Annotated in this window: 15 protein-coding genes; 8 read left to right on the top strand and 7 right to left on the bottom strand. The window is 35.4% G+C overall.

From position 1 onward, the window contains the following. Nucleotides 1–186 precede the first annotated feature (186 nt). The 3 genes from BUE95_RS11790 to BUE95_RS11780 form a co-directional block, all read right to left on the bottom strand. A complete protein-coding gene (locus tag BUE95_RS11790; protein WP_073584756.1) occupies nt 187–846 on the bottom strand; it encodes a P-loop NTPase family protein in 660 nt (219 codons plus the stop codon). Further along, a complete protein-coding gene (locus tag BUE95_RS11785; protein ID WP_159433516.1) occupies nt 830–1,729 on the bottom strand; it encodes a hypothetical protein in 900 nt (299 codons plus the stop codon). Before BUE95_RS11785 ends, BUE95_RS11790 begins: the two co-directional genes overlap by 17 nt. A 681-nt stretch (nt 1,730–2,410) precedes the next feature. Then, a complete protein-coding gene (locus BUE95_RS11780; RefSeq protein WP_073584752.1) occupies nt 2,411–3,250 on the bottom strand; it encodes an RteC domain-containing protein in 840 nt (279 codons plus the stop codon). Nucleotides 3,251–3,640: 390 nt separating this feature from the next. Here BUE95_RS11780 and BUE95_RS11775 point away from each other — a divergent pair, with 390 nt between their 5' ends. Beyond that, entirely contained in the window at nt 3,641–7,699 is a 4,059-nt protein-coding gene (locus tag BUE95_RS11775) for a PAS domain S-box protein (protein ID WP_159433515.1), read from the top strand. A 1,093-nt stretch (nt 7,700–8,792) separates the two neighbouring features. On the opposite strand, the gene BUE95_RS11770 is transcribed toward BUE95_RS11775, so the two are convergent. After that, entirely contained in the window at nt 8,793–9,701 is a 909-nt protein-coding gene (locus BUE95_RS11770; protein ID WP_073584748.1) for a phytanoyl-CoA dioxygenase family protein, read from the bottom strand. 117 nt (nt 9,702–9,818) lie between these two features. Between BUE95_RS11770 and BUE95_RS13675 the strand changes: the two genes are divergently transcribed. Next, nucleotides 9,819–9,959 carry a hypothetical protein gene (locus BUE95_RS13675; protein WP_159433514.1) on the top strand — a complete coding sequence of 47 codons (141 nt, stop codon included), beginning with the start codon at nt 9,819–9,821 and terminating at the stop codon, nt 9,957–9,959. Continuing rightward, nucleotides 9,916–11,613: a carbamoyltransferase family protein gene (locus BUE95_RS11765; RefSeq protein ID WP_073584746.1), complete on the top strand. Its 1,698-nt coding sequence runs from the start codon at nt 9,916–9,918 to the stop codon at nt 11,611–11,613. Before BUE95_RS13675 ends, BUE95_RS11765 begins: the two co-directional genes overlap by 44 nt. A 4-nt stretch (nt 11,614–11,617) precedes the next feature. Here BUE95_RS11765 and BUE95_RS11760 read toward each other — a convergent pair whose 3' ends face one another. Together BUE95_RS11760 and BUE95_RS11755 are read right to left on the bottom strand one after the other, a co-directional pair. Continuing rightward, complete coding sequence (locus BUE95_RS11760) at nt 11,618–12,310, bottom strand: aspartyl/asparaginyl beta-hydroxylase domain-containing protein (protein WP_073584744.1); 693 nt, start codon at nt 12,308–12,310, stop codon at nt 11,618–11,620. A gap of 3 nt (nt 12,311–12,313) precedes the next feature. Beyond that, nucleotides 12,314–12,823: a hypothetical protein gene (locus BUE95_RS11755; RefSeq protein ID WP_073584742.1), complete on the bottom strand. Its 510-nt coding sequence runs from the start codon at nt 12,821–12,823 to the stop codon at nt 12,314–12,316. A gap of 158 nt (nt 12,824–12,981) precedes the next feature. On the opposite strand from BUE95_RS11755, the gene BUE95_RS11750 reads away from it, so the two are divergent. The 5 genes from BUE95_RS11750 to BUE95_RS11730 all read left to right on the top strand — a co-directional run bounded on the left by BUE95_RS11750 (nt 12,982) and on the right by BUE95_RS11730 (nt 20,125). Continuing rightward, nucleotides 12,982–13,536: a phage tail protein gene (locus BUE95_RS11750; protein WP_073584740.1), complete on the top strand. Its 555-nt coding sequence runs from the start codon at nt 12,982–12,984 to the stop codon at nt 13,534–13,536. 74 nt (nt 13,537–13,610) lie between these two features. Then, the gene (locus BUE95_RS11745) at nt 13,611–14,759 is read left to right on the top strand and encodes an ABC transporter substrate-binding protein (protein ID WP_073584738.1); all 1,149 of its coding nucleotides are present in this window, start codon (nt 13,611–13,613) and stop codon (nt 14,757–14,759) included. After that, nucleotides 14,759–15,694 carry a methionyl-tRNA formyltransferase gene (locus tag BUE95_RS11740; RefSeq protein WP_073584737.1) on the top strand — a complete coding sequence of 312 codons (936 nt, stop codon included), beginning with the start codon at nt 14,759–14,761 and terminating at the stop codon, nt 15,692–15,694. The genes BUE95_RS11745 and BUE95_RS11740 overlap by 1 nt, the downstream gene beginning before the upstream one ends. 33 nt (nt 15,695–15,727) lie before the next feature. Further along, nucleotides 15,728–19,516, top strand: coding sequence for a T9SS type A sorting domain-containing protein (locus tag BUE95_RS11735; protein ID WP_073584735.1), 3,789 nt, complete (start codon nt 15,728–15,730; stop codon nt 19,514–19,516). 93 nt (nt 19,517–19,609) lie between these two features. After that, on the top strand, nt 19,610–20,125 hold the full coding sequence (locus BUE95_RS11730; RefSeq protein WP_143165290.1) for a hypothetical protein: 516 nt from the start codon (nt 19,610–19,612) through the stop codon (nt 20,123–20,125). Between the two features lie 53 nt (nt 20,126–20,178). Here the strand turns inward: BUE95_RS11730 and BUE95_RS11725 are convergent, their stop codons facing one another. Further along, nucleotides 20,179–22,125 carry a tetratricopeptide repeat protein gene (locus BUE95_RS11725; protein ID WP_073584731.1) on the bottom strand — a complete coding sequence of 649 codons (1,947 nt, stop codon included), beginning with the start codon at nt 22,123–22,125 and terminating at the stop codon, nt 20,179–20,181. Nucleotides 22,126–22,174 lie beyond the last annotated feature (49 nt).

Below are 22,174 nucleotides of genomic sequence, written 5' to 3'. Positions count from 1 at the left end.
GCTAAAGCGAAGGCGGGTGGGGACGGATTTTGTTCATTTTGTTCATTTTGTTTCAGGTTTCAAGTTTCAAGTTTCAGGTTTCAGGTTTCAGGTTTTGTTTTAAGCTGCGCTTAAAAGAGTAAGCCTACTTCGTAGGAGATATCTGGCTTCGTGCGGTATAACAAACTCATTGGACAAAAAAAGGAATCATCTTTTATCTCTGGAGTCATTGCTGAAGGTGATGAGGTTAAACATTTGGCGCATTCTCGATCGAAGGCGATTGCCGTAGTGGGCTTCGATTTCACTGGCGGAAAGGTTGGTGGTGATGTGGGTCACGGATTGGTTTTGCACGAAATCTTCATAACGCGACAAGATGATCTCCGCCATGACGTTGAGGTCGTTGCCATAGTGTTTGATGTTTTGTTCGGCACCTAAATCATCAAAGCAGTAGCCCGAAACCCGGGCTTGGGTGTGCTCTTTTTGGGTGTATTGCTGCAGGGTCTCAAACCCATTTTTTGCGAACTCGAACGCTACTTCCCTACAGGTCTTGATTTTGTAATGGTGCTTTTGATAGAAAAAAGGGCGTAGCAACGCCATTATCGACGTTTTTCCACAGCCAATCGGGCCCGACAACATGATGCCTTTGTTGAGGTCTAAGCCTAACTCATCTGCCATTTTTGCATCACGGATGGCATAGATAATCAATTTTAACAGCGTAGGGTAGTCGATTGGCTCAATTTGAAAATAGCGGCCATACATGCGTTTGCCTTGTTGCTCAATGTAGTTTAAGCACGCATTGAAGTTGTAAACTTTCACTCCGTTTTGAACGTCAAAAGTATCGACGATGTTTTTAAAGCGCTTCTCCATAGTTTTTGTGATTCGTTACATGTAAGTGGTTTGGATTTAAAGAAAAGGTTTTGGATCCCAATGGGTTGGAACTCCCTTCTGTGCGTATAGCTGCCACGGATTTTTTAGTTGCATTTTCGGCATACTTCTTAGCATTGAGCATCCAGTTTCGGGCAGCGGCTTTCCAGTCTTTCATTTTGGCTCTGCCCCCAACTAGCCAGCCGTTGCTTTCAAAATAGTTGAAAAAGCGTTGGGCTTCGACTTCAGCAAAGTTCTTTTCGAGGAAGTAGATTTGGGTTTCTTCCAAAGTGGGTTTTGAAAATTTTGAAACAAGCTTCTCGATTCCGATAGGTCGGGACTGGCATTCGCTCGAAGTGACAGTCGAATAATTTTCATCTTTCTTTTTACCTCCAGTTTCAAAATTGTTTGCTTTTGGAGTCGGTGAATCCAAATTGGATTTCTTTTTTTCGCGCAACTTTTTTTGACAACTTTTTTCAGTTTGTTTTTCATCGGAGTTATCGAATGCATGCATTTCATTTTCTTTTTCAATTTTTATATCCGATTCTTGAACCTCATTAAAATTTGAATTTCCTGAAATTAATTTTTCTTCATTTTTTGAAATTTCTTGCTTATCTAAGTTTATACTGTTTGTATTGTTTATAATGTTTATATAAGGTACATGTTTAGAGCTTGTTTGATGCTTGTTTAGAGCTTGTTCAGTAAGCTGTTCATTAGCCTGTTCAACAACGGGTTCATTTTTTGAACAGCATCTAGGCTTTTGGAACGCTTTTTTAGATGTTGTTGACGCATACGAATCTAAAGAACAGACTTCCAACGTGGATCCTTTAAACGGATTAAAAGATGGGTTATAAACGATATAACCACGTTCACTTAAATCTTTCATGCACTTGTGATAAGTTGCCGTAGAAGCTATTTTACTAATCTGCATCAATTCGTCTCGCGACACGCTAAGGGTGTTTTGAAAACGGTTTTGATTCCACAGTTGGAAAATTGCCATGTAAAGACTGATGTGGGTAGGGTTCAGGTCGAAGTCGGTACTTACTTTTTCGAAGAAGTTGTTGAGGTGTTTGATGTAGTTCATTTTTTTTTTTGTTTTAAGTTTCAGGTTTCAGGTTTCAGGTTTCAGGTTTTTTGGAACACAGATTTTAGAAATTTTTAAAATTTGGAACGCGGATGAAACAGATTCGCATAGGCGAAGCGCTGATGGTTAGGGATTTTCTTTGTTTGCGTGTGAGGATTCGCTAAAGCGAAGGCGGGTGGGGACGGATTTTGTTCATTTTGTTTCAGGTTTCAGGTTTTTTGGAACACAGATTTTAGAAATCTTTAAAATTTGGAACGCGGATGACACGGGTTTATCGGATGATCGCGGATATTTATTGGTGTTTCTTTTCGGTTAAATTTGGATTCGCTAAAGCGAAGGCGGGTGGGAACGGATTTTTATTGGCATTCGTTTTGTTTTTAAAATTGATGGGACAAAACAAAGGCATTTACAAAACAAAAGTTCCCAAGTTGGGACCAACTTGGGAACGATTTTTTTATTTTTTTTGGAGGAAAAGGGTGTTTTTTAGTTTATATCGCTTCCGATTTTACTAACTAAAGCGGTTTGGAGTTGATTCAGGAAGCGAACCGCATCTGATTTTCGATTTTTGATGTCGATATAGCTTCTGGTGATGTTGTCTCCCAAATCGATTTGGAAGGCTTTTTCAAATACGTGGGTGATTTCTTTGAGTTCGGCTTGACCATTATCGAAAACTTTGGATTCATACAAAGCATAAATGAGTTCGATCAAATCAATTTTTTTAGCCGTCCAATGCAAGCTGGATTGAATTTGATTTTGGGTTACCGCACAGGATTGGTTCTCATGATCAATGTAGTTTTCGATGTGTAAGGCAAGCAATTCGTAAGCAATGACTTCCGCCAGCAAATAATCATGGGACGTGCATACTGTTGCATCTTGATTGATTGTCTTATAATCGTCTACAAAAATAGCACTATGGCGTTTTCGAGTAAAGTAAAGGGCATCTAAATGAGTAGCCTGACTTTTAATGTATTTGATGAATTCTCTATGCTTTCTGTAAAACTGGTGAATCGCGTCTTTCTTTTTTTCATAGTGTTTCACCTTTTTGCTTTTGTCTAAAGGCAGTGTCGTCAGCAGCTCCAAGATTTCCGTGTAGAAAATGTATTGGGCCATAATATGCGGTTTGATTTCTTTGAAGAATGTAATCTCGTCTTGAAGTGATTCAAACTCATGATGTTTGAGCCATTCGTTCAATTGTATTACAACGTCTTGGGTAAAAATAATGCACTTTTTGGCTTTTTCTATTTCGTTACCGTTAGCATTTAGAATTAAAGAAAGCTCGTATTCAAAATCTAACAACGAATTGTTTTTTATAGTCGCAATCATAAAAAAATAGATTTTAGAGGGGCAAAATAAGCGAAATTGAAGTAGAGACTTTGTAAATAAAATCCTAAAAATTTTACAATATTTTCTTATTTTTTTAAAATAGTGGGTGTAATTTCATAAATAGTTTTAATTATTTAAAAAAAAGCGTAATGGATATAAAGAAAACAAATTGTTGTAATCAAATGTTTTTAATACATTTGGTTCAGTAAGAGCACTACTTTAAAAAATGAGCGCCACAGGAAAGTGGGTTTAGTTTTGAATTGGGTGCTCCTAATGAACCAGTAGTTTGAATTTTTTACGTATTGAATGACTGATACTCCAAATCTTAGCAGTTTTTTTTATTTAAATCCGTTGCCCAGTTTCTTTTGTGAAAGGGGGACCTTAAAAATTTTGGAGGTAAACCAAGCGGCTCAAATTTTATATGGTTATCCGCAAGAGGAGCTCTTAAAACGAACCCTTATAAGTATCACTTCAGTTGGGGAGGTAGCCAAATTACAAAAGGAATTAACAGGCTTTTCCGAAAGAGAAGGGAGTATTGATTTAGGAGTTTATACGCACCATAAGATGCATGGGGAGGCTTTTGAAATAGAATTAAAAGGCTATTTCTCCAACGAATACATCACCTTCACATGTACGGAATTCAAGAAAAAGCAAGAAGCCACTTCGGCTGCTGAAAACTTATTAAATGCTTCCTTAGATGTAATTACCTCCATTGATGAAAAGGGCAGGTTCATAAAAGTGAGTGCGGCCTCTTTAAAACATTGGGGCTATGCACCAGAAGAGCTTGAGGGCATTGCTTATATGGATTTAGTTCACCCTGAGGATGTAGCCATAACGAATAAAGTTGCTGCCGAAATTATAGCAGGAAAAAATTACACGACTTTCGAAAATCGGTATATCACAAAAAAGGGGACTATAGCTTACAATCTGTGGTCGGCTTATTGGGATCCGATTTCAAAAGTGATGTATGCCGTGGCACGAGACGGTTTTGAAAAAAAGGCAATAGAGCAAGTGTTGATTGACAGTGAAAGCCGTTTCAAATCGCTCGTACAAGAAGGTTTGGACCTCATTGGAATATTAGATGCAAACGGAAAGTATTCTTATGTGAGTCCAACATCAAAGCGCGTTTTAGGAATTGATCCAGAGGTGTTTTTAGGAAAAAGCCCTTTTGATTTCATTCATCCACATGACGCCGAAAATGTATTGGCTTGTTTAGGACTTACAGAAACGCAACATCGTGTTGAAATTACTCCTTTTCGATTTCAGAACAATAAGGGAGAGTGGCGATGGATTAAAACCGTTTTGACCAATATGACAACGCATCCTACGATTAAAGGGATTGTGGCAAATTCGAGAGATATTACCGAACAAATAAACGAACAAAACCGTCTTAAACTTCTCGAGAGTGTGGTGACCAATACGTCAGATGCTATTTTGATAACTGATGCGAATAAAAAAGACGCATCAGGGCGGAAAATACTGTTTGTTAATGAAGCATTTACGAAAATGACAGGCTACACAGCCGATGAAGTAATAGGCAAAAGTCCCCGATTATTGCAAGGGCCTAAATCCGATCAAGCAGCATTGGCAAAACTAAAAGCGGCATTAGATGAATATGAACCCTGTGAAGTAACCACCATAAATTACAAGAAGAACGGAGAAGAATATTGGGCTAATTTTAATGTAACCCCCATAGCCAATGAAAAAGGAATTTATACGCACTGGGTAGCCATTGAACGGGATATAACCGATAAAAAGATACATGAATTAGAACAAAACTTATTGAGTAAAATAAGTCAAATATTTAATGAGGAAAAGAAATTAAAGAAAGCAACCCAGCGTTTGTGTGGTATATTTGATTCCTATGGCGATTTTGATTTTGTAGAAGTTTGGATTCCCAATATAGAGAACTCCCTTGTTCATTTAATGAGTTTTCATGAATATTCAGATGTGGGTACCCAGTTTTATCAATATTCAGAAACACTAAAGCAATTGAAAATTGGATACGGATTGATTGGAAATGTAATGGAATCGAAAAAGGCAGTTGTTTTGGATTTGAATACAAATCACGCTCTCTTTGTGCGGCAAGAAGCTGCTAAAAGTGCCGGTATTGCTACGGTTATAAGTATTCCATTGTTATTTAAAGATACAGTCGTTGGGGTGTTAGCTTTTGGTTCTTCAAAGTCAGTAAGCGAACTCCATCATTATTTGCACATATTCCAAAAATTAGAAACTTTTATCGGTTCAGAAATTAATCGAAAATCACTAGAGTCCAATTTGGTTCATTTGTTCCAAGCCATCCCCGATATCATCTGTATTACCGATTATCAAGGTAAATTTCTTAAAATAAACAGAGCAGGGTGTGATTTATTAGGGTATACAGAGGACGAAATTTTATTGAAGACCTTTGATGATTTTGTGCATCCCAACTACCGAGATAAAACGATAAGTAATCTTAGCGCATGGCATCAGGGCGGACATATTTTTAAATTGGAAAACCGATACCTCACCAAAAAAGGGGAAATTCTTTGGTTGAGTTGGACGTGTAATTTGGAAGTTTCTGAAGGGCTTATTTATGCATCGGCTAAAAATATAACGGAAGAGAAAAAATTATCCGAACTCCATGAAGAGGCTTCTTCTCTTGCAAAAATAGGGAGTTGGGAAATCGATTTAATTAAAGACAAACTTTTTTGGTCTCCAATTGTACATGAATTGCATGAAACGGACCCCAATACCTATTTTCCGTCGCTAGAAGATGGAATAAATTTTTATCGGGAGGATTTCAAAGATAGGGTAACTGATTGCGTGCAACAATGTATTGCAACAGGAAAATCTTTTAATATTGAAGCCGTGATCATTACCTTCAAAAAGCAAGAACGCTGGGTACGAGTTTTGGGGCAAGCCGAATTTTTAGACGGCAAAGGCATACGCATTTATGGAAGTTTTCAGGACATACACGAGAAAAAAATGTCGGAAGAACTCTTGTTAAAATCGTTTGAAGATAAAAATAAAATATTAGAGAGTATAGGTGATGGTTTCTTTGCTTTGGATAAAAATTTTACGGTTACCTATTGGAACAAAGAAGCCGAACAATTATTAGGAAAAAAACGGGAGGAAGTTCTTTTTAAAAATTTGTGGGAACTCTATTCCGAACTGCAAGATTCCGAATTTAACAGGCAATATAATAGGGCATTGGAGACTGGGGATACGGTATTTTTTGAAGACTACAACCCCTTGATATCTAAATGGTTTGAAGTGACGGCTTATCCATCAAATGAAGGATTGTCGGTGTATTTTAAAGACATTACGTTAAGAAAAGAAGCCGACTTACGTTTGCAAAAAGCGAACGAACGTTTTGAAAAAGTAACGCAAGCTACCAATGATGTTATTTGGGATTGGGATATTGAAAACGGTACTTTTTTTAGAAGCCAAGGCATTGAGAATTTTTTTGGTTCTTCAAGTCCTAAGTTGTTATATCCCGATAATTTTTGGAAAGATAATTTCCATCCTGATGATTTGAAATTGATTCAAGAAAGTCTGAACGAAGCAATTCAAAACCCCAATACTTTGCGGTGGGAGATGGAATACCGTATATTGAAAGAAAATGGACAAATAGGCTATGTAGTTGATAAAGGACTAATAGTAAGAAATCATGATGGGAAGGCAATTCGAATGGTAGGAGCTATGACCGATATTTCAGAGCGAAAATGGCATGAAGCAGAAGCGCTGGAATTAAATCAATCCCTCAAAAAATATACTGAAAAGCTAGAGAAAACCAATGAACAATTAGAGCAGTTTGCTTTTATTGCCTCACACGATTTGCAAGAACCCTTGCGAATGGTTACTTCTTTTCTAGATCAATTAAAGCGCAAATATCATGACCAATTAGACGATAAAGCCCAATTGTATATTCATTTTGCTACTGATGCGGCAAAGCGTATGCGACAAATTATTGTGGACTTGTTAGAATATTCAAGAGCAGGAAGAACCGATGAAGGTATTGAGGTTGTGGATATGAACGAAATCATATCCGATTTTAAACTTTTAAGAAGCCAAATCATTTTTGAGAAAAACGCCACGATACTGGCAGCGGACTTGCCTAAAATTTCGATTTACAAAGTACCCTTACTACAAACCCTTCACTGTGTATTGGACAATGCGATTAAATACTCGAAACCCGATGTTGCTCCTGTAATAAAGGTGACCGCTATGGAAAAAGTAGGCAAGTGGATTATTGCTATTGAAGATAATGGTATTGGAATTGAAAAAGCGTATTACCATAAAATTTTTGTTATTTTTCAACGATTGCACAACAGAGAAGAATACGATGGCACGGGTATTGGCCTAGCATTGTCAAAAAAACACGTCGACTCCTGGGGAGGAAACATCTGGGTGGAGTCAAAAGTAGGGAAGGGTACCACGGTCTTTTTCTCGATTCCTAAGCAGTAAAAGACGATTTAAATGGATATATGAAGAAAGTAGTGTTTTATTCAGCTGTACTGGTATTGATTGTAAATATAATGGTGGTGTATTTTTATTTTGAAGCGAATTTCAATAAGAGTAAATCAGTAAGTCTTTTAGATTTAGAGGGACTTATTTCCCCAATCCGTGTTCCAAAAAAATCCGTCCTCATCCGCCTTCGCTTTAGCGAATCCGTCACCATCCGCGTTTTGCCGAAGTAAACCCGCGTCATCCGCGTTCCAAATTTTAAAGATTTATACTCAATTAAAATTTTAAAGATTTTTCCAATTATTACAATCCGTGTTCCAAAAAAATCCGCCTTTATCCGTCTTCGCTTTAGCGAATCCTTATTTAACCGCAAAGAAACACTAATACATCCGCGATCATCCGTTAAATCCGTGTCATCCGCGTTCTAAATTTTAAAGATGATAAAAATTTCTAAAATCCGTGTTCCTCAAAAACTTGAAACTTGAAACCTGAAACTTGAAACTTGAAACAAAAACTACTTAACCACTAAGCGTACAAAGGATTTACACTAAGCACACGAGGATTATTTAAATTTCTCCAATCCGTGTTCCAAAAAATCCGTCATCACCCACCTTCGCTTTAGCGAATCCGTCACCATCCGCGTTTTGCCAAAGCAAACCCGCGTCATCCGCGTTCCAAATTTTAAAGATTTATACTCAATTAAAATTTTAAAGATTTTTCCAATTATTACAATCCGTGTTCCAAAAAAATCCGCCTTTATCCGTCTTCGCTTTAGCGAATCCTTATTTAATCGCAATCCATATAAAATCCGTCCTCATCCGCTTTCGCTTTAGCGAATCCTTATTTAACCGCAAAGAAACACTAATACATCCGCGATCATCCGTTAAATCCGTGTCATCCGCGTTCTAAATTTTAAAGATGATAAAAATTTATAAAATCCGTGTTCCTCAAAAACTTGAAACCTGAAACTTGAAACTTGAAACCTGAAACTTGAAACCTGAAACAAAAAATCAATGAAATCCATTCCCATCAACCTTCGCTTTAGCAAAACTTCAACATAGTTTAAAAAGGTGTTTTTGTCAAAAAAAAGATATTAAATCCATTCAATACTTTCAGTATAATTTTCTGGAAAATAAGTAAAATATTGAACAAATCTTGGCAGCTTTCCGTAATTTGGAGTAGCACAATGAGGTAATGCTTGATGCCAAATGACAAAATCCCCTGCATTGCCAATAATGGGCTTGGAAACTAATGTCTTTAAAGCGAATTCTCTTGGGTTTTCATTAGAAGGAAGTGCCTCCATCCAAGAAGCAATTTGATGATGAAAATTAGGAACACAATGAAAAGCACCTTCATTTTCCTTACAATCTGAGAGATACAATAAGCCTTGTAATCGAAAAGGGATAGGCTGTTTTAGACTAACATCCCAGTGTAAATTACTTCCCAAAAAATGATAATCATTAGATACAGGAGGATTAAAACTTACTTTATCTATCGTTTTATAGATTTTAGTAGTTTGATATAACTGTTCATAAGCTTTTTGAATCTTTACTGAGGCTCTATTTTTTTCTAATGTAGGATGATTGTAAAAGTGCACCATTAATCCGCTTTGTTTTTCATGGTGTTTGTACCAAGAACTACTATCATTTATATCTTTTTCTAAAAATTCCAAAATGGCCTTTTGGGTAGCTTTACAATCTTCGATTGGAATAGCATTTTTGATAACGATATAACCATTGGCCTCCCAGAAAGCTAAGTCTTTTTCTGAAAGAACATTTTCAATATCAATTGATTTTGAAACATTTGTACTTTTTGATGCTATCCAATCTATGAAAGTTATTAAAGAGGGTCTTTCCTTATGAAGATACTGCAAGGTTTCTTCCATACTGATACCCAATTGGTATAAATGGCCAGTTTCAGTATGCCAATCCGACTTTTCTTCGAGTGTAGCGGTACCATTTAAAATTCGATTCCAAAAATTTTCTATTAAATCTAATTTCATAGTAAATGATGCTATCTGAATAAATTAGTTACGAATTAATAACTTATGATAAAAATAATTATTTATAATTGCACTTAGCAAACTTAATGCGTTTTTTTTAAAGTGTTACGTTTTAAATTGTACGAATCAATTGAAAATAAGGGAGAAATGCGTTTGCTATTTTTTCTAATTGTTGAAGAAACCTATCTAGCGTATGAAGAAACCTATCTAGCGTATGAAGAAACCTATCTATATTATTGGCACGGGACTTTCACATAACGGTTCAGCTGTTTTATTAAAAGACGGGCGTATCTGTATTGCAATTGAAAAAGAGCGTTTAACGCGTATTAAACACGATGGAGGTAATGATGCTCTTGCTATAAAATATTGTTTGGAAGCAGAGGGAATCAAGTTGAGTGATGTAAGTTTAGTAGTTCAGACAGCTAATTTTGATATTCCAAATCCAAAACAATTTAAAGGGAAGCGAATTTTTAATGATGAAAATAGTCCAGAAATCATTACCATCTCACATCATCTTGCACATGCATACAGTGCTATCGGAACTTCCCCTTTTTCAGAAGGTGCTGTCATGGTTATTGATGGTTGCGGCAGTCCCTTAAGTCAATATCTTGCTCTACACCCAGAAGAGCAAAAGAATATTGATGTCAATTTGATTAATGAAAGTCAAATGAGGTGTGAAAAAGATAGTTTTTATCATTTTTATGACAATAAATTAACTCCTTTATTCAAAGATTTTAGTGAAATGGAGGAATTGACAAACGATCATTTAAGAATGCCTACAACCAAACACTCAATAGGAGGGTTTTATGCAGCAATTAGTAACTATATTTTTGGCGATATGGAAGATGTTGGAAAACTAATGGGGCTAGCTCCTTTTGGAAGGACAAACAAGTTTAACTTTGAGGCTTTTGAATTTGTCTCTGAACGCTTATATGTAAAAGAGGATTGGAAAAATAATTTTACAAATCCATCCAAAGGGTACGATTATTTTAAGGAACATTTTTCTTATTATGCAGATGTAGCGAAATGGGCTCAGGAACAGGTGGAGAAAGCAATAGTAAATTGTTTGAATTATCGAATTAAAAGATTTCCACATAAGAATTTATGCTATACGGGAGGAGTTGCTCTTAATGCAGTTGCAAATGCTAAATTACAAGATTGTCTTTCAGAAAACACTGTTTTTTTTGAACCTGCAGCGGGAGATAATGGTTTAGCCTTAGGGTGCGCATTTTATGGATGGATAGCGCATCTAAAAAAACCAAAATTAATGCATGACGGTAATACTTGTTTTGGTAAACAATATTTACAGGAAGAAATAAATGAAATAGTAAAAAAGGAATTGAATGAAAATTTCAAAAAAATATTTTTTGAGAATGAAGCGCAATTGCTACTTTATTGTGCTGAAAAGTTAAATGAAGGAAAAACAGTAGCTTGGTTTCAATCAGGATCTGAGTTTGGTCCAAGATCCCTTGGAAGGAGAAGTATACTTGCTCATCCAGGAATTGAAAATATGAAAAATCACATCAATAGGAATATAAAATTTAGAGAAGATTTTCGTCCTTTTGCTCCGGCAGTTTTAAAAGATAGCGTAACTGAATATTTTGAAGTTGGACGACATAGTCCTTACATGATTTTAGTTGATAAAACAAAACCAGAATATCTGCAACAATTAAACAATGTGACGCATTGTGATGGGACAGCCAGGGTTCAGACGGTAGACGAGACATGGAATCCGAAATTTGCAAAATTAATAACTGAATTTTACAAACATAGTGGAATTGCCGTTTTACTAAATACAAGCTTTAATAAAAAAGGGATGCCAATAGTTGAAACACCATTAGAAGCTATAAATTTATTTAAAGAAACCGCTTTGGATATACTGGTTTTAGAAAACACACTAATTGAGAAATAGACCACTACTTTTTTAAATTAGCTATTAATTCCTTGGCTATTGCAGAATCCATTCTTTCCAATTCGGCAATCATGAGTTTTTTTTGATTTTCATCAATAACAGGAGTTGGTTTATCAAACTGTTCAATAGTAGTTTCTTTTAAGAAAAGCTGATCCGTCCATTCATTTCGTATTCCATCAATAACAAGGTGGATGCGGTCGTTTTTACCACCATTTTTTACGGAATGGGTGAAATTAGCGTTTATATACCAGCATTCACCTACGTTCATGATTAGCCGTTGCTTGTCTAAAATAAACGTTACATCTGGATTTGTAATGATAGGAATATGCAATCGGAAGACACCGTCTTCATAGCCTAAACAATAATCGGTATGAGGCTTGATTTCCGCTCCGCTACCAAGATTTAAGAGACGAACAGCGGTTTTATCGAATAAAAAGCCATCAAGAATTTCTTGGAAATAACTGCAGAATTCTAGAATATCTGTAGCGATAAAATCTTCTGTGCTATTTGAAAACGCATTTATATTACTAGATTTACCTCCTTTAGACATTAAGGCTATAGATGTCCATTTTCCTGAGTAATCGTTAGCATTGTAATGCGCTATCCATTTGCTGCTCATTACTTTAGTAACATCATTTACTAATTTTTTTTTATCAAAAGTAAACGGAAACTTTATTGAGCGTACTAATTTATCCATAATCTAATCTCTAATCCATTTTTGCATTGTTGGAAAAGCTTCTTTTCCCTCTTCAAGAGCGCTGTTGTTGCTTAGGGCCATTCCTGTCCATTCTAAGAAAGGCAAGCCAATATAGTTTTTATCTGTGAAATTGGCAATAAACCATTCTGAATTTCCCTTGTAACCGTCTGGATGGAAAACAAATGCAGGATCAAGTTGTAAATGAGTTAAAGCGGCATAAGACCAAAGTATTGCTGCAATTTCTTCGCCTTGTGTTGGCCAATCCTTTGCGATAGTATTGGTTCCAATTTTTTTTCTGTTTTCACCATCAGTAACAGCTAGATGACCCGCCTCATGAAGTAAATCTCCTGGATATTTTAGCTTTTCAAAATCAATATAGATACAATTCGAACCCAAATCAAGACCTGGTAAAAAAGTAGTTGTATCTAATCTTTTCTCGATTATTTGAATTCCTATTTTTTCTAGAAATTGCAATATTCTTTCTGTTTCTGAGTGTTTTTTCTTGGTAGGCATTTGGAGTGTTAAGTAAAAATAAAGTTATTGTTAATAATTTAAATTAAAGTGTATTTTTTAAATAAAAAAAAATTATTCATAGGCAATTTATAATAATTTTTTATATATTTACTTAATTTTAACAAAAATTCATCACATAAAATCTAAAAAGTAAAATTATGTCAACAGAACCATTTATTGGAGAAATTAAGATTTTCGGCTTTAATTTCGCTCCCCAAAGCTACCAACTTTGTAGCGGTCAAATTATGTCTATTGCACAAAATACTGCTTTATTTTCTCTTTTAGGGACAACATACGGTGGCAATGGTCAAACTACTTTTGCTCTACCAGACTTAAGAGGAAGAATGCCGATAGGTCAAGGACAAGGTCCTGGATTGCCTAATTATAGTATGGGGCAACTAAGTGGAACTACTAGTGTTACCATATTAACATCAAATTTACCAGCTCATACTCATGCTGCACAAGGTATCACAGTTAATATGCCTGTTTCTAATGCTGGTGGAGATACAGATTCTCCACAAGGAGCTTATTTAGCAAACAATGGAAGTGAAGTTTTTTCAAGCGAACCTACTCCAGGAGCAAATTATGCACCATTAAGTGCATCCGGTCAAACGAGCATAGTTGGATCAAATATTCCAATTTCAATATTAAATCCATATTTAACTATTAATTATTCGATTGCTATATACGGAATTTTCCCTAGTAGAAATTAAATCAATATATAAAAGGATACCTTAAAAAATGAGCGTTTTTAACATCCTTTCGATATTCTTATTTATATAAAAACATGCAAAAAATTGGAGTTCTTTTACCCAGATCAACATATTATGAGACCATCAGTTTTGATATCTATGAAGGACTTAAGTTAGGCTTAGAAGCAATTGGAGAAAAAGACATCAAAATAGTAACCGAGAATATTGGTTTTGGGGCAGATAAACAACAATGTTATCGTTCAGCCGAAAAGTTACTATTAGAAGAAAATGTAAGTTTAGTTCTTGCATTTATAGGGCATCGTACCGCTGAATTACTTAGACCTCTTTTTTTAGCTGCTAATAAAATTTTAATTGTTTTAGATGCTGGGGCTAATTTACCAAACGAATGGCCAACATGTGCAAATATTTTCTATCATTCCCTTCACAATTCGTTGGGAGCTTGGCTTACCGCACAAAAAGCATCTAATGATGGTTATAAAAAAGGAGCAATGGTAACAGGATATTACGATGGTGGGTATTTGCATACGTATAGTATTTCAAAAAGTTTTGAAGATGCAGGTGGAACAATTTTTTTTAACCATGCAACGGGATATAAGGAAAATGATTTTACTATGGAGCCTCTTCAACATTACATAAATGAAAATTCAGATAGTGCATTTCTAAGCCTTTTTAGCGGGGACTTTGTACAGTGGTATTTTAAAGAACTAAAGAGCAGATTTAGTAATCAAAATTTACCAATTTATTTAACGCCATTTGGCTTTGAAGAAACAATGTTAGAAAATGCTGTTTTTCCTAGTAATTTAGTTAGCGGTATTGTTTCTTGGTCAAAAAAAATAGAAAATAAAGAAAATAAGCTTTTTATTGAAACTATTGAAGCATCAGGTAGAAAACCAAATTTATTTTCTTTGATTAGTTGGGAAGCTGCATCAATTGTAACAAAAGTACTTGAGTTACTAATTGAACAAAAAAACAATATTCCTAAAATAGCAAGTGAACTACAAAAATTTGAGTTTAATGGCCCAAGAGGGAAAATTTATTTTGACGAAAAAACAAATACTACCATTTCTGATCTATATGAAGTAAGATTAATTGAAAAGAATGGAATGAGTGAAATAGAATTAGGCAAAAGAGTAAACAATATAAAAGAAGAGTTTGACAAATTATGTGAGCTATCTCTCAATAATGTAACTTCGGCTTGGTACAATAGTTATACTTGTATTTAATGGAAAATAAAAAGAAAATAGTATTGCTATGTGGAGGAAAGTTTGCTTTTAAAGCTTTGCAACTATTAGCTTATGAAAAATTCCTTTTTGGAGTAGCAATTGGCAAAGGAACAGAAATTATTAATGATGCATTAGAAAGCGCGTGTGAAGAAAACAAAATAGCTTTCAAATCATTTCCAAACAAAGCAAGTATTTCAGAAATGAAGACTTGGATAAACAACCTACAACCCGACTATATTTTTTCTATTTCATTCCCTTTTTTAATTCCTGAAGACGTTTTAATGTATGGTAAAGATAAATTTATAAACTTTCATCCTGGTCCGTTACCAAGATATAGGGGAGTGATGCCCATTTTTGAAGTGCTAAAGAATCAGGAATCAGAAACTGCTATTGGTGTACATTTCATGAATGCTAATTTTGACGAAGGAAATATAATTTTCAATGATCCCGTACTAATAGAAAAAGAAGATACTTATGGTACATTGACTGTCAAATTAAGTAATAGAGTTGCTCAAGTAGCTCTGAATATGGCTAATATGCTTCAATTTGCTAGTAAAATACCTAATTATCCACAAGATGAGAATGAAGCTTATTACTATGAGAAACCTCAATTTTCGGATACCTATATAAATTGGAAAAGAATGGATTCCGAAGAAATACTATCCCTCATAAATGCTTGTAACCCATGGAATAATGGAGCTGATACAACATTTATGGGCGAACAAGCAAAAATCATAGCAGCAAAACATTGTAACAAGCCCCATAATAATAGTCGCCCAGGTACAATTATAGCAATTACTGAAGAAAACACGATTACTGTTGCTTGTTCAGACAATAAGCAAATTGCAATAGCGATACTGAGTACAGATGAAGGTATCATGACCGCAAAACAATTTAGCAACAAAGTAAATATAATAGGTAATACATTCAACTAAAAAATCTGAATTTTAATCAATAATTAATAACACATGAAACAAAAAATTACTTTTCTTTTAGTCATGATGTGCTTATTTTCCATAAGTACATATGCACAGACGCAATTTTGGAGCGATACCTTTGAGGGTAGTCCTTCAAGTGGCACTAGAGTTCCTGAAGTAAATGGTGGAACAACTACCGGTTACTTCAGATTAACTGATGGTTCCAATATTTCACAAATAGTTCCATTTACAGGAAAACAGGGAAATAATTATTGGGCTGGAGAAGATCATAATGGCCCGGGAAGTGGCTTTCCTGGTGAAGGGACTTCTGCGAATAATCCATTAAACGAACTTCAAATAGAATGGACGGGTATTAATATTTCTGGAAAGTCAGGGTTAAGCTTTAGTGGTTTACTTGCAGCAGCAAGCACAAATGAACCATGGGATAATCAAAATGCATGTATTAGTGGTGTAGGAACTACTAATACAGATTATATTATTTTAGAATATAGCATTGATGGCGGACCATACTCAAACTTAATTCGCTTTTATAATAGAGGAAGTGCTTCTGGAACAGGAGATAAATATTTATTTGAAGACACAAACAATGATGGTTGTGGTGATGGTATCCAATTAACAAATGTATTTGGAGAATTCACCAAGACTATTGCAGGCACAGGAACTACGATGAATTTACGTATTCGTGTTTATTCTGAAGGAAATAACGAAGAGTGGGGAATTGATAACTTCAGATTATTTGAAGCTCCAGTATGTAACGTTGCCTTAACGCCTGCTTCGCAAACTAATGTTGCATGTAATGGTGGTGCAACTGGTGCTGCAACAGTAAATGTCGCAACTGGTGGAACTGCTCCTTATACTTATGACTGGACTCCAGGAAACCCAACGGGTGATGGAACAACTTCTGTTTCTGGATTAACTGCAGGAACTTGGACATGTACGGTAACAGATGCAAATTCTTGTACCGCTTCTGTAAACTTTACAATTACACAACCAACGGCTATTTCGTTAACACCAGCTTCGCAAACTAATGTTGCATGTAATGGTGGTGCAAATGGTGCTGCTGCTGTAAATAATGCAACTGGTGGTGCTGGTGGTTATACTTATAATTGGACTCCTGGAAACCCAACGGGCGATGGAACACCTTCTGTTACTGGATTAACCGCAGGAACTTGGACATGTACCGTAACGGATGCAAATTCTTGTACCACTTCTGTTAACTTTACAGTTACGCAACCAACGGCTATTTCGTTAACAGCTGCTTCGCAAACCAATGTCTCATGTAATGGTGGCTCGAATGGTGCTGCTGCTGTGAATACTCCAACTGGTGGTGCTGGTGGTTATACTTATAACTGGACTCCAGGAAACCCAACGGGCGATGGAACACCTTCTGTTACTGGATTAACCGCAGGAACTTGGACTTGTACCGTAACAGATGCAAACGCTTGTACCACTTCTGTTAACTTTACAGTTACACAACCAACCGCTATTTCGTTAACAGCTGCTTCGCAAACTAATGTTGCATGTAATGGTGGTGCAACTGGTGCTGCTGCTGTAAATGCTGCAACTGGTGGTGCCGGTGGTTATACTTATGATTGGACTCCAGGAAACCCGACGGGCGATGGAACACCTTCTGTTACTGGATTAACCGCAGGAACTTGGACTTGTACCGTAACAGATGCAAACGCTTGTACCACTTCTGTTAACTTTACAGTTACACAACCAACCGCTATTTCGTTAACAGCTGCTTCGCAAACTAATGTTGCATGTAATGGTGGTGCAACTGGTGCTGCTGCTGTAAATGCTGCAACTGGTGGTGCCGGTGGTTATACTTATGATTGGACTCCAGGAAACCCAACGGGTGATGGAACACCTTCTGTTACGGGATTAACTGCAGGAACTTGGACTTGTACCGTAACGGATGCAAACGCTTGTACCACTTCTGTTAACTTTACAGTAACGCAACCAACGACTTTAAGTACAGCAACTGGTTCCCAAACCAACGTATCTTGTAACGGTGGCTCGAATGGTTCAGCTTCTGTAACACCTTCTGGTGGAACTCCTGGATATACATACTCTTGGTCACCTTCAGGTGGAACAGCAGCAACAGCTACTGGACTTGCTGCAGGAACTTACACAGTAACAGTAACAGATGCTAACGGTTGTACTGCAACTCGTGACTTTACGATTACTGAACCAACAGCTTTAAGTACAGCAACTAATTCTCAAACCAACGTATCTTGTAACGGTGGTTCGAATGGTTCAGCTTCTGTAACGCCTTCTGGTGGAACTCCTGGATATACATACTCTTGGTCACCTTCAGGTGGAACAGCAGCAACAGCTACTGGACTTGCTGCAGGAACTTACACAGTAACAGTAACAGATGCTAACGGTTGTACTGCAACTCGTGACTTTACGATTACTGAACCAACAGCTTTAAGTACAGCAACTAATTCTCAAACCAACGTATCTTGTAACGGTGGTTCGAATGGTTCAGCTTCTGTAACACCTTCTGGTGGAACTCCTGGATATACATACTCTTGGTCACCTTCAGGTGGAACAGCAGCAACAGCTACTGGACTTGCTGCAGGAACTTACACAGTAACAGTAACAGATGCTAACGGTTGTACTGCAACTCGTGACTTTACTATTACGCAACCAACAGCTTTAAGTACAGCAACTAGTTCCCAAACCAACGTATCTTGTAACGGTGGCTCGAATGGTTCGGCTTCAGTAACGCCTTCTGGTGGAACTCCTGGATATACATACTCTTGGTCACCTTCAGGTGGAACAGCAGCAACAGCTACTGGACTTGCTGCAGGAACTTATACAGTAACAGTAACAGATGCTAACGGTTGTACAGCAACTCGTGACTTTACTATTACTGAACCAACGGCTTTAAGTACAGCAACTAATTCCCAAACCAACGTATCTTGTAACGGTGGAACTAATGGTTCGGCTTCAGTAACGCCTTCTGGTGGAACTCCTGGATATACATACTCTTGGTCACCTTCAGGTGGAACAGCAGCAACAGCTACTGGACTTGCTGCAGGAACTTATACAGTAACAGTAACAGATGCTAACGGTTGTACTGCAACTCGTAACTTTACGATTACTGAACCAACGGCTATTTCATTAACAGCTACTTCCCAAACTAATGTTTCTTGTAATGGTGAAACTAATGGTTCAGCTTCAGTAACGCCTTCTGGTGGAACTCCTGGATATACTTACTCTTGGTCACCTTCAGGTGGAACAGCAGCATCAGCTACTGGACTTGCTGCAGGAACTTATACAGTAACAGTAACAGATGCTAATGGTTGTACTGCAACTCGTGACTTTACTATTACTGAACCAACGGCTATTGATAATACTATTTCTGAATTAACAACAGGGATATTAACAGCTAATGAAGTTGGTGCTACTTACCAATGGTATGAATGTCCTAACAATTTATTGATTGGTGAAACAAATCAAGAATTTACACCTACAACTCTTGGTGATTATAGAGTAGAAGTAACCGTTGGATCTTGTACAGTTCAATCTACTTGTTTCACAGTTACTACTTTGGGCACAGGTACTTTTGAAAACAAATTCCAGTTTGTAATATATCCTAATCCAAATAGTGGATTATTAAACATTGATTCCAATTTTGATGGGGAGTTTTTAATTGTTAATCAATTAGGACAAACAGTGAAAACATTTAAAGTAAATTCTAGTATAGAAAATAGTATAAATGTTGAAAGTTTGGCTGATGGTATATACTATATCAAAGGAACTAATGGAACTCAAATTAGTTCTCAAAAACTAATAATAAAAAAGTAATCTAGATAAAAGGATTGTTATGATATCATAACAATCCTTTTTTATTTTATTTATTAGAAAAATTACGATTACCATCACAATTAATCAAAAAAAATGGAAAGAAGATTATTCGTAAAGAGACTTAGCGTTCTCACCACAGGTACATTGGTATTATCAGGTTCAAATATATATGCTTTAGAAGCTAATACGACCAAAAATACTATTGATTTCACCCCTTTTTCTTTAGTAGATAATAAAATTACTTTAAAAGGAAACTTCATTGATTCAAAAACTTTTGAACCAATAAGTTCAGTAAAATTAATTGCCAAGATTAAAAAAAATCGCTTTTTCCCGTTGAATCAATCATTAGAGTCTACGGATGGTTCTTATTCTATTGCGTCTGGTTTTAATGTAAGTAATACTAAAGTCAATGAAAAAATAAGCATTCAAATAGAAGCAGCAGGTTATAAACCTTATAAAAATACTATTTATTTGTCTGCTGGAGGATGCTATATTCATTCTGAAGAATGGAATTATAATCCAAATTTTAAATCAGCGTTTATTCCCAAGAATAATAGATCTGAAAAGGAAACAATATCCTCTTTTAATTTTCATTTAGTTAAAATCTAAATTCGTAAAGGGTAATTTTACAAAAGAGGCTTCCATAAAACGAAGCCTCTTTTTTATTTTTTAACAAATTCTGAATAATAAAAATTAGCCCTTTCACTATTTCCTAATTGTTGGTACGCCATTGCTAAAAACTTTAGTGAATTTTTCTCATTTGGATTCAACTCATAGGCTTTTTCAAATGCAGTTATAGCTTCATTAAGATTCCCAGATGCTGCTAAAGAATTCCCATAGTTCATCCATAATTCAACCGAACTAGCATTTCGTTTAATTCCTTCTTTAAAAGCAGTAATTGCTTCTGGATACTCTTTTTTATTAAATAAAGCTACTCCATAATAATTATACGTGTTTTCTTGACTGTAATTATTTTGAATCAATTCTTTATAATTTGCAATAGCCTCATCTAAATTATTATTTCTAAAATAAGCATCGGCTAAGTTTGATTGCAAAGAATAGTCGGTTTTTGCCAATGCTAAGGCTTTTTTTGTATAATATATTGATGTGTTGTAGTCTTTTAATTTATAATAACAAACTCCTAAATTCGTTAAAGCTCCTTTTTCATTCGGATCAATAGCTAGGGCCTTCTTGTAAGAATCAATTATGAAAGGTAATTGTTGTTTTTGAAGTTCGATATCTGATGATAATTGGTTAAAAAACACTGTTGCATAGTTAAAATTTACTCGTGCACTGTTTGGCGAATGCAATAAATCTTGGGTAAACAAAGTGGCATTTGATTTCCAATCTTTATTTCTTTTGAATGTTTTAAATGAAAACAGCAAAACAACAACAGCTAAAAAATAGCGTGATGGATGAGAAAATGATATTACTCTTATATTTTTGGAAAAATGAAATACTAAAAAAACCAAAGCAATAATAATCCCTAAAACGGGAGTATATAACAATCGATCTCCCATTGTTGTTCCAATAAAAATAACAATATTACTAGCTAAAAAAATCGTTGTTAAAAAAAAGAATATACCAAAACTAACCAAGCTATTTCTTTTTCTAAAAAAATACATCAAAAAGAAAACTACTCCTACTAGCAATAAGCTTATTATAAACGAAAAGGAACTTACTGTTACACAAGGAATTTGATTAAAAGAATAATCATAACTCATATTATAAGGGTAAATAGATTTAACAATATATCTAGCCAATATGGTAAATCCTGTTGCTATTTTAGCGATTAAATCATTACAACCCAATAAGGAATTATCTAAGTACGTATATTGAATTCTTTTAAAAGGGGAACTTAAAATGATATAACGATGTAAAATAAGCCAAAAGGTACTAACAGAAATAATTGGAATTATTTTGATTAGAAAAACACTTTTGTCTTTTTTGAATTTTAACCAAACCAAAAACAAAAGGATTGGTAAAAATAAAATTCCGGCTTCTTTAGACAACAAACAGCATAAAAAAGAAACTATTCCAAGAACTTGATATAATTTCCTTTCTTTGATTAAAAAAAAGTATATGGTTAGCATAAAAAAGAGGAAACAAAAAATTTCATCTCTACTCTTAATATTGGCAACTACTTCAGTGTGAATAGGATGAGCAGCAAATAGTAGTGCTATAAAAAAAGGAATCCAAATGGAATACGCTTTCAAATAATGATGCAAGACTTTGAATAGTAAAACAATACTTAAAGCATAATAAAAAACATTAAAAAAATGATGTATAAAAGGATTGTTGGGTATCAATTGCCATTCCAGAGCAAAAAACACCAACGACATTGGTCTGTATAATCCAGCATTCGAATCCCAATATCCTTGCCAATAAAGAGTTGAAAATAATTCTGAAATTCCTGCAAAACCTTTTTTAACAAAACTATTTTGTTCAATTACGGCTATATCATCTAGCACAAATCCGTGGTTCAAAGTATTGGCATACAATAAAAATGAAACGATGGCTAAAAACCAAACCATCTTTTTTGAAATATCCTTTTTGTTCGTATCAACTCTTTCATCGGAATTTAGAACAGTTATCTTCTTTTTAGCCATAATAATTTTATAATCAATTTCTATTTCTTCACATTTTTATCACAATAAC

Source organism: Flavobacterium cucumis, assembly GCF_900148835.1.
Lineage (GTDB): Bacteria > Bacteroidota > Bacteroidia > Flavobacteriales > Flavobacteriaceae > Flavobacterium > Flavobacterium cucumis.
Note: the sequence above shows the minus strand (reverse complement) of the source record. Positions and strands in the feature narration are given on the sequence as shown.